The following is a 12,340-nucleotide window of genomic DNA, read 5'->3' on the forward strand; positions in this document are numbered from 1 at the left end:
CGCCGTCATGCCGGATGTTCGACGAACCGGCGTGACATGATGGGTATTGCAGCGGGCGTGCCAGTTCGGTCGGCGGGGTGCTAAAATAAAATCAAGGCATTGATACATAATGAAATTATCCTTGGGTGCTCAAATGTCGCTCTAGCCGCGCTTCCTCCCGCTCCGCGATATTTCTATCGACCAGACTATGTTTTTATCCTATTATATAAAAGTATGAAGCCGCTCACTGTCATCGGATTCCTCGGCTCGACACTCGACGCGAGCAAGTTCGGTCCGTCGCGCTGGAGCAAGTGGCGACCTTCCGTCGGGCTGACCATGCACGAGGATCTGCGCGTCGATCGGTTCGTGATGCTCCACGGCGATGCCCATCGACGCCTGGCCGAATTTATCGCGGAGGATATCGCTAGCGTGTCGCCCGAAACAACGGTCGACCGGCACATCATTAACTTCGCCGATCCGTGGGATTTCGAGGAAGTGTACGGCAAGCTGCTCGATTTCACGCGCAGCTTCGCCTTCGATCCGGAGACGCAGGACTATCTCGTCCATATCACCACCGGAACCCATGTCGCGCAGATCTGCCTGTTCCTCCTGACCGAGGCGCATTACCTGCCCGGCCGCCTGCTCCAGACTCAACCCTTTCGCGGCATGCCGACCGGCGCGCCCGGCACCTGGAACATCATCGATCTCGATCTCTCGCGCTATGACAGCATCGCGACCCGCTTCGCAGCTGCGAGTGCCGAGAGCACGTCCTTCCTGAAATCCGGCATCGACACGAAGAACGCCCCCTTCAACCGGCTGATCGACGAGATCGAGCAGGTCGCGGTGCGCAGCCGGGCGCCGGTGCTGCTGATCGGCCCGACCGGCGCCGGCAAGAGCCAGCTCGCCCGGCGCATCTATGAGCTGAAGAAGCTCAAGCACCAGGTGCAGGGCCCGTTCGTCGAGGTGAACTGCGCGACGCTCAGGGGCGACGGCGCGATGTCCGCCCTGTTCGGGCACAAGAAAGGCGCCTTCACCGGTGCCGCCGCCGATCGCCCCGGCCTGCTGCGCACCGCCGATACCGGCATGCTGTTCCTCGACGAGATCGGCGAGCTTGGCCTGGACGAGCAGGCGATGATCCTGCGCGCGATCGAGGACAAGCGTTTCCTCCCGGTCGGCGCCGACAAGGAGGTCTCGTCCGACTTCCAGCTTATCGCCGGCACCAATCGCGATCTCGGCCGGGCAGTGGCGGAAGGGCGGTTCCGCGACGATCTTTATGCCAGGCTCAACCTCTGGACTTTCGTTCTTCCTAGCCTTGCCGAACGCCGCGAGGATATCGAGCCGAATCTCGATTACGAGCTGGATCGATTCGCCGAGCGCGAGGGCACCCGCGTCACCTTCAACAAGGAAGCGCGTGAGCGTTATCTCGCCTTCGCGACGAGCCTGGATGCGATCTGGGCCGGCAATTTCCGCGATCTGGCGGCGAGCGTCACGCGCATGGCCACTTTCTCTCCCAAGGGCCGGATCGACAGCGACGGCGTGGCGAGCGAAATCGCGCGGCTGACGCGGCTATGGGCGTCGGAGACTAAGGGCGACGATGACGGGCTCGACCCGCTGCTCGGTGACGTGGCGTTGGCGGCGCTCGACCCGTTCGACCGGGTGCAGCTTGCCCATGTCGTCGCAACCTGCCGCCGCAGCCGTTCCCTGTCCGAGGCGGGTCGTGCGCTGTTCGCGGCATCGCGAGCCCGGCGGACATCGTCCAACGACGCGGACCGGTTGCGCAAATATCTCACCCGATTCGGATTGGAGTGGAGCCAGGTTTCCGGATGACGCACATGCTCCAGCCAACCGTCTTCCTGCCAGGGCTGCTCTGCGATGCGGTTTTGTGGCGCGCGCAGATCGACGGACTGGCGGATCTGGTGGCGCCGTTCGTTGCCGATCTGACGCTGGATGACAGCGCGGAGGCGATGGCGCGGAGAACGCTTGCGGCGGCGCCGCCGCGTTTCGCCCTGATCGGGCTGTCGATGGGTGGCTATGTCGCGCTCGAGATGCTGCGCCAGGCGCCCGGGCGGATCGAGCGCCTGGCGCTGATCGCCACCAGTGCCGCGCCCGATTCGTCTGAACGGGCCGCTGAACGCCGGGCGGGTATCGAATCGCTCAAGCTTGGGCGTTTCCGCGGCGTGACGGACCGGCTTCTGCCGCAGCTGATCCACGAAAGCTTGCTCCATTCGGCCGTGGCGGAGACTGTCAAGGCGATGGCGGAGCGAGTCGGGGGCGCCGCCTTTCTGCGCCAGCAAAAAGCGATCCTCGGCCGGCCCGACAGTCGACCGCTTCTGGCCGACATCGCGGTGCCGACGCTTGTCGCCGTTGGCGACGGCGATGTGCTGACGCCGCCTGACGAAGCCGAGGATATCCGGTGCCGCGTGGCGGGGGCTCGCCTTCACCGCTTCCGCGACTGCGGCCATCTTCCGGCACTTGAAAGGCCGGACGAGACGACGGCCGTCTTGCGCGACTGGCTCGTGGCGTAACTCAGATGTCGCCGGGCTCGTCCGGCCGGGCTCCGGTGCCGCCAGCCCGTCGGGACGGGCTCAAGACATGCCAGGCGAGGAGGATCGGTTCGAGCACCGTCATGCCGATCAGGATGCCGGACAATCGCTCAAGCCCCGGCATGATCGTCGCGCTGGCATAGCTGTCCGGCACCAGGGTGATGAGAATCGCGAGGGTGAACTGGGTCCCGACATAGCGGTGCGAATGATCGCCATTTTCCAGATGGCGCCCGGTCGCGACGCCGACGATCGTGCCCAGGATCAGCAGCGGTGCGGGCGCCTGCGGTGTGAACAGGAATGTCGTGAACAGGAACAGCGCAGCCAATAGCGCACCGGCAATGCAGCCGACAAAGCGTTGCACAATGCGGGCGCTGACCGGGCGGAAGCCGCTGGGGCCGATCCCGCTCGCCGGTACGAGCATCACGGCCATGATCGTGACGGCGGATTGAGCGAGCGCGGGGAGGGGCAGCCAGCCCGACAGGAGCGCCAGCGCCGCCAGTGCGGCGCCTCCCTGTAAGGCAAGGCGCAATGCGTCCGGGTGCCATCCGGCTCTCTGCGCCTGGGGCGCGCGGCTCGCTGGCCAGCGTCGGCGCAGGGTAGCGCCGGATGCGAGGCTGACCGCCACGCAGGCAAGCGTTCCTGCGAGCGTCTCCAGGATGCGTGTTTCAACAAAGGCACCGAGCGCGATCTCGGGGTGGTCGATCTTGTCGAAAACCACCATCGCGAAGGTGAGTCCGAAGAATAGCCAGGCATAAGCCCGTTTCGCCGTCAGCGCGGCGTAGAGGCTTGCTGTACCGATCAGCGCCAGGGCAAGCGCGGCGAGCGGCAAGCTTGGGGTAAGAAACGGCGTCGCAGCCAGCGAAAGCAGGCCGCCGGCGATCGTGCCGATGATCCGCAATGCTCCCCGGGACAGCGTATCGGCGACATGCCCGCGCATCACCATATAGCCGGAGAATGCCGCCCATGAGATATTGGTGGCGCCGATCGCGTGCGCGGCAATGATCGCGAGGAGCACTGAACCAACGCATTCCAGCTCGTCGACCATTCGCGCGTCGATGCGCTCGATCAGCTTACGGCGATACATCGGGCCAGATAGCTTTTTTGTGGCGTGCGCGCATAGCCGAACCATTGGTCGACCAGGTGACGACGCGGCTCGAGCCGATGTCGCCTGATGCGCGAACGGCTCGTGCGATTCGACGTGGAACGGCGGGGAGGTCGTCGCGCGAGGGAGCGTTTCGGGCCAGAAATGACCTGTCGCGATGTGCTTCGTACCTCGAATCTTTGGCGGATACTGATTTTTCCCACCAGAATGGATGTATGCGGCATTGCAAAAAGTGAAGAACTAGCTCAGTTATTGTGGCACCGGAGATGGACTTTATCGTTGATATTGGTAGGGCCGGGTGGCGTTTAGCACCGGGAAATTTGGAGACGACCATGTCTGAAGACGCTCGCAACATCACTGGATCGGATTCCGAAAATGGAACCGATATCGTGAAGAAGCCGTGGCAGGCGCCGAGCTTCTACAGCATCGATGCCGACAGCACCGAGAGCGGTATCAATAACGGCCCGGAAATCCTGATCCTGCTTTCCTAAGGCAGGTATTGTCGGGCGTGAGGCCCGTCTGATTTCCAGCCGCCGCGCTTGCTTCAGGTCGCCGGTCGATCCGCGAGGTTCGACATCAAGCGCGGTTTCGCGATGATTCGGTTCCTGTTCTCAGGAAGGCGTAGTCATCATCGCGCGAAAGCGGGCGGCGCCAAGACGCTGAAACCGACGTTGCGCTACTTTCGGGATTTTCCTGCCGGCACCATCCTACCGGCAGGCGGTTCCGTTGGAGCCCTTTGAAAAGACAGCCCACATTTCTATCAAGCCTTCCTGCTCCGCCGTCCATCACAGCGACGCGGTCGACGCCGAAATGGACGGAGAAGTCGTCGCGATGAACGCGGCGAAAGGTGTGTGTTTCGGCCTGAATCCGGTCGGCTCGCGCGTCTGGCAGCTGACCGCCGCTCCGATCAAGGTCGCCGAGATTTGCGCTATCCTGCAGCGCGAATATGACGTGGATGCCACAACCTGCGAACAGCAGGTGGTGGCAATGCTTGAAGCCATGGTCCGCGAAGACCTGGTGGAGATCACCCCCGACCCCTGAGTCCGGGTGATGTCCTGCCGGAGGGGCGTGACATGCCTCGGTGGTCGGGGCTCAATGGTTCGAACGCATCGCCTTGCGCAGGAAATGCCCGGTCGAAAGACCGCGCAGCAGCGCCAGGCGATAGGCCTGCATCACCGAATCCTTCTCCCATCCACTCGTCGGCATGGTCGCGACGAGTTGCCGCATCCGTGACAGATCGAGCGCTGCAGCGGCAGGCGCACACTCGTCGAGCCGGTCGAGTTCCTCCGCGGCCATGGCCCGAGATGCGGAAAGCCCTTCGTGCCAGTCGGCGCCCTGAAGGCCCCGGCGTCGTTCCGCCAGCACCGGCGCGGGCAGGCGGTCGGCGAACGCCCGATGGGCAAGCCCGCGGAATACGCCGCCTGCCAGGAACTGTTCGCTCGGCACCGACAGGCAGAATTCAACGAGCCGCCGATCCGCCGTGGGGTCGCGCTGGTCGATCCCCCAGCCGCCGAGCACGCCCTTGTTGACATTGCCGAGATCGATCCGGCGGAGCGCCCATAGCCGCGTGGAAAAACCGTCAGCCCGCGAGCGATAGGTGAAATCCAGGCCGCGCGATTCGGCCTGTGCCGCAAGGTTGAGCGCACGGAGCCGCTCCGGGCTGATCGCGGAATAGCCATGGATATCAGGTGGGGTCTGCCTCAGGCGCTGAAGCAGGGCTTCAGGTAGGAAGGGCGAGATCGCTTTCCCCGCGATCGTGCGCCACCGCATGCCCCCGTTCCGCACCAGGCCGCGCCCTTCGCGTATCAGTCGCAGCCACCGGCCCGACGCGAACAGTTCGGCCAGCGCTTCAGATCCCGTGTAGCTGATGCTGAAATTGCCCATCTGGCCGTTCAGCAGGACCGATATTCCGGCTGACCGGGCGGCATCGTTGATCGCCAGCACCCAGCTATTGCAGAGGTTCAGCATCGGCTGTTCGAACAGGTGGAAATTGCGGTCGAGCGAATCGAGCAGCGGTCGCGTCGCGCTGATCCGTTCATGGTCGATATTGGGGTAGAGCCCGGCCGTCGCTGCCGCCAGCGGACCTTCGTCGGCGATCCGGCCGGCCGGAACCGGCCCGTCATAGCCCCGCCGCGGCACGCCGGTATAGGCAGTCAGCCTTTCGCCGGCCGGCGCCATCAGCCGCGCGGCTGAGGCGGCGACCACCGCGCTGTCGAGGCCGGCGCTGAGATGCGCGGCGATCGGCCGCGCCGCGCGGCGCAGGCGGACGCGCACTGCTTCATCGACCAGATCGCGCATCGCCGCCGCATAGTCGTCAGCGCTGCGCAGCTTCAGTCGCTCGCGCCGTGGTTGCCAGTGAGGTCGGGTCGTCACCTCGTCAGCGGTCACGACCACGGCATGGCCTGCCTGGACGCGCTCGATGCCCTCGAAGAAGCTGCGCGAATCACCCTCCGGCATCAGCGTCAGGAATTCGGCCGCGCGCCGTTCGTCGGGCGCATAGGGGATCTCGGCCAGGGCGTGCAGGCCTTTCGGCATTGAGGCGAGGGCGAAGAATCCTTTGCCGCGATGGAAATGCAGCGGCCGATGACCCATGAAGTCGCGCGCGAGGAACAGGCGCCGGCGCTCCCGATCCCAGACGGTGAAGGCGAAGTCGCCGGACAGTCGATCAGGCGTTTCCTCGCCCCATCGCTCATAGGCGGCCATCAGCACGGCCGCGTCGCACAGGGTCCGGGCGCGATCGTTCTCGACCCCCAGCGTGGCGAGCAACTCGTCGCGATTGTCCAGCCTGACGTCGGCCGCCATCACCAGTCGTCCGCCGGCGCCAGTCTGGAGCGCATCGTCATGCACGTCCTCCGGCAGCACGCGGAAGATCCGGCGGCCGAGCGCGATCGGCCCATCGGACCAGCCGGCCGCGCCATGCGGTCCGTACAGCGCCTGGGCAGCGAGCATGCTGGTGCAGGCATCACCTGCATCCGGGCGCGCGTCGAAGCGCCACATGCCGGCGAGTGCCGTCATCGCGGTTCCGCCATGGTGCGGGAAAGGGGTTGGAAAACGTCAAGCATCGGCGCCGCCAATGTCCCCTTTCACCCGCAATATGCAACTGGGGATGCTTCCGGTGACAATTCCTTCGCCAGAACTTTCCTTTGGCCGGCTTATTGCCTAGCTGCTTCGGCGTGGAACTTACCGAATTTTTGCCGGGCCTGCCCGATATTGTCCTGCGCCAGGTCGCGACACTGCCGTCTTCCCTGCCGGGTAGTGAGCCGGCCGGGCAATATAGCGAGGCGAGGCCGGGTGAATTGCTGATCGTCATCCCGGCACTTGGCAGCTTCCTGATTCGCGACGGCCGGTCGGTCGATTTCTCGATCGATCCTGCCGCTGATCCGGGAATCTTCACTCAGGTGATGAACGGCAGCGCACGCGCCGCCCTCATCCACCAGCGGGGCGAATATCCCCTGCACGCGGCCAGCCTGGTCCCACCGGACGGGATCGGCGCGATTGCCATCTGCGGGGCGTCGGGCAACGGCAAATCGACCCTTGCGGCAGCCCTGAGCCGGCGTGGCTGGGGGCTGGTTGCTGATGATACCACGCGCGTCAGCACCGCTACCGGGGCACCGCTCGCCTGGCCGAGCTCCGGTCAGATCAAGCTCTGGGGCGATGCCTGTGCATTGATCGGCGTCGCCCCCGCCACGTTGCGGCGCGTATCGGCGGTCATGGACAAATATTATCTTCCGGCACCGGCCCATGCCGAGCCGGTCCGCCTGTCCGCGATCTTCGAGCTGCAGCCCGGCACCGCGCCCGGATGCCGGCCGGTCGAGGGGGCCGACCGGATGGGCCTGCTTCTTCGCCATGCCTGCCGCCCGCAATTCGTGAAGCCGATGGGCGGCCAGCGCGCGCAGTTCGATCTCGTCAGGCGCATGGCCGCGGATTGCAGGCTGTTCGGCCTTGGCGGTGCGAAGGCGCTGTCGGTTGAGGAACTTGCCGACAGCGTCGCTGCGACGGTCGCGACCCTCGCGCGCGAGCGCCCCGTCTAGGCTGCCTGCATCTCGGCCTGGTCGGCCGACCTCGCCGCGATGGGCCGCGCCAGTACTCTCGGGCGGGTTACGACGGTAAGCAGCAAGCCCTCATGCTCGATCACGAAATCGCGTTCGAGCAGGAACGGGACCTGCGCGCGCGTCTCGGGATCGAGCGCATCGAGCGGCTTGGCGCGGTCAAGCACCTTCAGCGCCTCGTCCTGCTCCCGTGAGATGATGGTCAGCTTCTCGCGCGCGATGCTCCGCGTATCGACGATCACCGCGCCGTTCGGCCGCGGCAGCAGGCGCAGCGCGGGCGCGTGTGGCGGTGTCCGCCACCGTTCGCGCCAGCGCTCGATGGCCGTGCACAGCCGCTCGACATCAGCCGGGCTCGACAGCAGCGGCGTCGTGTAGGAACCCTTGAAATGATAGGCGATGTCCATCAGCGGGGCATCTGGCGGGTAGAGCGCGTAATAGGAGGGGTAGGGCGTGATCTCGCCGATCCCGAGCTCCTTGTGGGCGGTGTGATAGGGGCTGTAGCGGTCGATGATGATCTGGTTGCACCCTGTCGGCGGTTCCAGATGCTCGATCTTGGGCATCATCTCGATGACGCCGTCATAATCGGCGATCTCTTCCCCGACAAAACCGTAGATATAATTCCAGCCGACACTGATGTTGCGCGCCTTGCAATGGCGCAGCAAGGCGATGTTCTGGTGCCCCGACACGCCCTTGCGCATCAGCTTCAGCAGCCGTGACGACAGCGATTCGATGCCCGGCTGGATCGCGTTGACCCCGCCCGCCGCCAGCACGTCCATCTGGTCCTCGCGCAGGTTCGCCTTGACCTCGTAGAAGAGGTGGGGGCGCTCCTCCCAGGCGGCGAGCGCCGGCATCAACTCGTCGAGATAGTTGAGCGGCATGATGTTGTCGGAGGCAGCGACTCGCTTCACCCCCCAGGTCTCGGTAAGGTCCTTGAGCTCGCGGAAGACCCGCCGCGCGTCCTTCTTGCGGAAATCCATGCCGAGCGCGTTCAGGCCGCAGAACACGCAATGGTTCTTCTGCCCCCACCAGCACCCGCGCGAGCTTTCCAGCGTCAGGAATTCGGGCAGGCTCATCGGCAGCTTTCCCGCCGCCTGGCATTCGCGCAACACCGCGAAATAATCAGCGAAATTGGGCGTATGGACCACGCGCATGTCGTCGATCGGCCCGCAGGCGACCAGCTTCTCGTCCGGCAGCGCGCCGGTCTTGAGATAGGTCTCGCACAGCGCCGGGAAGACGAGATCGGCCTCGCCCGACACGAACCGGTCGATCCATGGAAAGACCTGGGCCAGCCCCTCGCCCATCGGGGTCGATACATTGGCGCCGCCCAGTACGATGGGCAGGTCAGGCGCGCGGGCCTTCAGCCGGAGTGCGGTCGCGCCGGCGGCCAGGTTCTGCTGGAAGGTCGAGGCGATGCCGATAAGCTTCGGGCGCAACGCGAGCACCCGATCGGCGAGGTCGTCGAGAAACGGATCGATCAGCGGGGCGGCGCGATCGAAAACAGCCTGCCCATTTCCCGTCAGCGGCTCGCCGTCCGGGATGGTCCGCTCGATCTCGGGCGGAAAGGCGTATGGGCGGAAAAGCCGTTCGCCCATCATGGTGCGGATGGGCGAATCGCAGATCCGGCAATAATCGTCATAGCCGATCTCGGCGGCGAGCAGGATGCTGCCATAGACGATCGTCACGCTCATCCCGCGGGCGCGGCAAGCCGTGGCCAGGATCGCGGTGCCGAGCGCGGGGAAATTGATCGCGTCGAACGGCGGCACGACCAGGCAGATGTCGCAGGAGGAGGCGGGCTCCGCCGGTTCGATCCCCATCGTCGTGTTGCTCCGATCCTGCTGGCTGCCCATCGGCTGTCCGTAAGGACGAAGCATCCGTCGCGCGAGCGCCGAATGCAAGCTATGCCCGCCGTTCGCGCCGGAATGGATCTAGCTCTTGCCGTTCGATCGACCGGCTATTTCAGACGCTTCCATGTCTGGGATTTGCAGCCGAACCCGGCGAACACGCAGCCTTCGCCCACGAGGGTGCGCGCATCGATCTGGGTGATCGTGCCCGACAGGCTCTGTCCGATATCGGGGATATAGACTTCGCCGCTCCAGCGATGCGGGTCTTCTTCGACAAAATCGCGGAACAGCATGGTGCCGACCAGCCGGTCGGTGCCGCCGCGCCGGGCATCTGCCTCGGCCTTGGCGTTCGCCCAGATCACCGTGCCGCAGATCGCCTCGCCGCACCGCCTGAAGGCGACGCGCACGCTGTCGGACGGGTTGGCCCAGACGCCCGGGGGCGCGCTGGCCGCAGCCGCCGGACCGGCAGCGGCAAGCATAATCACGGCGGCGAGAAGCGCGGCGACCTTCCGCATGGAATCATCCTCCCTGGGTAAAGGGCAGGGGAAATTATCGCTACGAAGCTGAACCGCGGATGACAGTTGGCCGTCTTCCGGACATTGCACGCAGGATTCGCGCGCTTCGGCGCGCCGGTCACATCTCGACGGCGCCGTCCTTGCCGTGGTCGGCATTGCGGAAGAAAGGGTGGAAGGGAAAGGATGGTGCCCGGGGACGGGATCGAACCGCCGACACTGCGATTTTCAATCGCATGCTCTACCAACTGAGCTACCCGGGCATGCCGGCGCGCCTGACGGGCGCCGGAAAGAGCGGGCCTCTTAATCGGCGTCGTTGGCGCTGTCCAGCCCGCGTGATGCAGTCGATGATTCTTCCGGATCGGCGGGCCCTGCAGGAAGGCGATACCCTTCGCCGAGCCATTGCAGGAGATCGCGGTCGCGGCAGCCGCGGCTGCAGAACGGGGTGTGCTCAGCGGCGGCTGGTTTGCCGCAGATCGGGCATTTGTCGTTCTTCGCCATGTCAGCTCGCCTCGAAATCATGGTGCATGCCGGTGCGGCGCGCCAGTTCGGCGACAAGCGCGGGACGCGCCGTCAGCCAGGCCAGAACGCGCGGGGTCACTTTGTGGTGCCGGATGCCCGGCGGGGGCGTGCGCTCGATCGCGCGGAGCAGCGCGCGCGCCTCGGCGCCCGCGCGGTCGGCGCGGAGCAGTTCGGGCAGCGACACGCGCGCGCGCCGGCGCACGATCTGCAAGAAACCGAAGCCGTTCATCGCGGTGCGCTCGAACGGAGGCGGCAGCGCCGCGTCGATCGCCGCCGCCACTGCCTGGCGTGCGGCCTTGCCCTCGATCGTCGGAAAGTCGATGCCGATCGAGCCGCCGATATCGTGCCGCAGGATCGCCGCACCCACCGCATGAGCCGCGTTGACCGCGAGCGTCTCGAGCGGTGGATGGCCATCCACATCGAACAGCGTCATCGCTGGCGTCGGCGACAGGCGCAGCGCGCCGCCGGGAAAGGCGATGTCGCCACTTAGTGCTTCTTCAAGCACCTCGGACCAGCCTGCTGCCTCCAGCGCGTCAGGTTCGTGCGCGCGCAGGGTGCGTAGCGGCTGTCCCGACGCGGTGATCCGCGCGAGCAGGTCGGGTCCGGGGGCTGGGATAGCGCCGGGCTCGGCCGGAGCGACCCTGGCAAGTTTCGCGCGACCAGTCTCGGGGATCGCCTCGCGGATCATTTCGACCGTCAGCGCCGCTCCCTGGGTGATGCCGGCGGGCAGCGGGGAGAGCATCGCCTCGCCGCCGCCTTCGATCGTCACCCGGCCCTCGCGGCCCTTGACGGTGATCTCGACCAGCCGCGCGGCGAGCACCGCGCCGAGTCGGGGAAAATCGCTGTCGATCTCGATCAGCGCCTGGACGATCGCGCCGTCCTCGACCAGCGCCGCACGCGCCTCGCCGATCCCGGCCTCGTACAACCATTCGGCGGACGCGTGCTCAGCCAAGAGGTATCCCGGCCGCGGCGAGCAGCGCGCGGGTCTCGAACAGGGGCAGGCCGATCACCCCGGAATGGCTGCCGGAGAGGAAGCGCACGAACGCCTCGGCCCGGCCCTGGATGGCATAGCCGCCCGCCTTGCCAAGCCCTTCGCCGCTCGCGACATAAGCGTCGATCTCGGCCCCGTTCAGCGGCTTGAACGCGACGATCGTGTCGGACAGGCGGGTGCGTGCCTTGCCGGTGGCATCGACCACGCAGACGGCGGTGAGGCAATGGTGGCGCCGGCCGGAAAGCAGGCCGAGCATGCGGCGCAGCTCAGGCTCGTTTTCGGCCTTGCCCAGGATGCGGCGGCCCAGCGCGATTACCGTGTCGCCGGCCAGCACGATCTCGTCGGGTGCGCGCTCGACGGCGCGGGCCTTGGCCTCGGCCAGGCGCAGGGCATGGGCGCGCGGCAGCTCGCCGGGCAACGGCGTCTCGTCAATGGCTGGGTCGGCGACACGCGCCGGCTCGACACCAAGCCGCGCAAGAAGGTCGCGCCGGCGCGGGGAGGTGGAGGCAAGAACGAGCCGCACAGGCCCGCTGCTTATTTGAAGCGGTAGGTGATGCGACCCTTGGTCAGGTCGTACGGGGTCAGTTCGACAAGAACCTCGTCGCCCACCAGCACGCGGATGCGGTTCTTGCGCATCTTGCCGGCGGTGTGGCCGAGAATTTCGTGATCGTTTTCGAGTTTTACGCGGAACATGGCGTTGGGCAGAAGCTCCACCACCTGGCCGCGCATTTCGAGCAATTCTTCCTTGGCCAAACAAACCTCTAGCGATGTTGGGAATAAGTGAGCGCGGGCCTTAGCCGC

The 12,340-nt window shown here is 65.9% G+C and carries 13 protein-coding genes and 1 tRNA gene; 5 read left to right on the forward strand and 9 right to left on the reverse strand.

Going from position 1 to position 12,340, the window contains the following annotated elements; genetic code table 11:
- Nucleotides 1–213: 213 nt before the first annotated feature.
- A complete protein-coding gene (rtcR, locus tag P0Y59_21215) occupies nt 214–1,806 on the forward strand; it encodes an RNA repair transcriptional activator RtcR (GenBank protein ID WEJ99408.1) in 1,593 nt (530 codons plus the stop codon).
- Between the two features lie 5 nt (nt 1,807–1,811).
- Complete coding sequence (locus P0Y59_21220; protein WEJ99409.1) at nt 1,812–2,504, forward strand: alpha/beta fold hydrolase; 693 nt, start codon at nt 1,812–1,814, stop codon at nt 2,502–2,504.
- Between the two features lies 1 nt (nt 2,505).
- On the opposite strand, the gene P0Y59_21225 is transcribed toward P0Y59_21220, so the two are convergent.
- The gene (locus P0Y59_21225) at nt 2,506–3,606 is read right to left on the reverse strand and encodes an FUSC family protein (GenBank protein ID WEJ99410.1); all 1,101 of its coding nucleotides are present in this window, start codon (nt 3,604–3,606) and stop codon (nt 2,506–2,508) included.
- A gap of 350 nt (nt 3,607–3,956) precedes the next feature.
- On the opposite strand from P0Y59_21225, the gene P0Y59_21230 reads away from it, so the two are divergent.
- Together P0Y59_21230 and P0Y59_21235 are read left to right on the forward strand one after the other, a co-directional pair.
- Entirely contained in the window at nt 3,957–4,115 is a 159-nt protein-coding gene (locus tag P0Y59_21230) for a hypothetical protein (protein WEJ99411.1), read from the forward strand.
- 235 nt (nt 4,116–4,350) lie between these two features.
- Nucleotides 4,351–4,665 carry a PqqD family peptide modification chaperone gene (locus P0Y59_21235; protein WEJ99412.1) on the forward strand — a complete coding sequence of 105 codons (315 nt, stop codon included), beginning with the start codon at nt 4,351–4,353 and terminating at the stop codon, nt 4,663–4,665.
- A 51-nt stretch (nt 4,666–4,716) separates the two neighbouring features.
- Here the strand turns inward: P0Y59_21235 and P0Y59_21240 are convergent, their stop codons facing one another.
- Nucleotides 4,717–6,639 (reverse strand): asparagine synthase-related protein, encoded by a 1,923-nt coding sequence (locus P0Y59_21240; protein ID WEJ99413.1) that lies wholly within the window; start codon nt 6,637–6,639, stop codon nt 4,717–4,719.
- 158 nt (nt 6,640–6,797) lie between these two features.
- On the opposite strand from P0Y59_21240, the gene P0Y59_21245 reads away from it, so the two are divergent.
- Nucleotides 6,798–7,655: a hypothetical protein gene (locus tag P0Y59_21245; protein WEJ99414.1), complete on the forward strand. Its 858-nt coding sequence runs from the start codon at nt 6,798–6,800 to the stop codon at nt 7,653–7,655.
- On the opposite strand, the gene P0Y59_21250 is transcribed toward P0Y59_21245, so the two are convergent.
- The 7 genes from P0Y59_21250 to infA all read right to left on the reverse strand — a co-directional run bounded on the left by P0Y59_21250 (nt 7,652) and on the right by infA (nt 12,292).
- Nucleotides 7,652–9,544 (reverse strand): RiPP maturation radical SAM C-methyltransferase, encoded by a 1,893-nt coding sequence (locus P0Y59_21250; GenBank protein ID WEJ99415.1) that lies wholly within the window; start codon nt 9,542–9,544, stop codon nt 7,652–7,654. The genes P0Y59_21245 and P0Y59_21250 overlap by 4 nt on opposite strands.
- Before the next feature lie 80 nt (nt 9,545–9,624).
- Entirely contained in the window at nt 9,625–10,029 is a 405-nt protein-coding gene (locus tag P0Y59_21255) for a DUF2147 domain-containing protein (GenBank protein ID WEJ99416.1), read from the reverse strand.
- Between the two features lie 184 nt (nt 10,030–10,213).
- Nucleotides 10,214–10,289: transfer RNA gene (locus P0Y59_21260), tRNA-Phe, on the reverse strand.
- A gap of 40 nt (nt 10,290–10,329) precedes the next feature.
- Entirely contained in the window at nt 10,330–10,527 is a 198-nt protein-coding gene (gene yacG / locus P0Y59_21265) for a DNA gyrase inhibitor YacG (protein WEJ99417.1), read from the reverse strand.
- Between the two features lies 1 nt (nt 10,528).
- Nucleotides 10,529–11,500 carry a ribonuclease gene (locus P0Y59_21270; GenBank protein ID WEJ99418.1) on the reverse strand — a complete coding sequence of 324 codons (972 nt, stop codon included), beginning with the start codon at nt 11,498–11,500 and terminating at the stop codon, nt 10,529–10,531.
- Nucleotides 11,493–12,062, reverse strand: a complete 570-nt coding sequence (locus P0Y59_21275; protein ID WEJ99419.1) for a Maf family protein — start codon at nt 12,060–12,062, stop codon at nt 11,493–11,495. The genes P0Y59_21270 and P0Y59_21275 overlap by 8 nt, the downstream gene beginning before the upstream one ends.
- A gap of 11 nt (nt 12,063–12,073) precedes the next feature.
- Nucleotides 12,074–12,292: a translation initiation factor IF-1 gene (infA, locus tag P0Y59_21280; GenBank protein ID WEJ99420.1), complete on the reverse strand. Its 219-nt coding sequence runs from the start codon at nt 12,290–12,292 to the stop codon at nt 12,074–12,076.
- Between the last annotated feature and the right edge of the window lie 48 nt (nt 12,293–12,340).

This window comes from Candidatus Sphingomonas phytovorans, assembly GCA_029202385.1.
In the GTDB taxonomy this organism is placed as follows: Bacteria; Pseudomonadota; Alphaproteobacteria; order Sphingomonadales; family Sphingomonadaceae; genus Sphingomonas; species Sphingomonas phytovorans.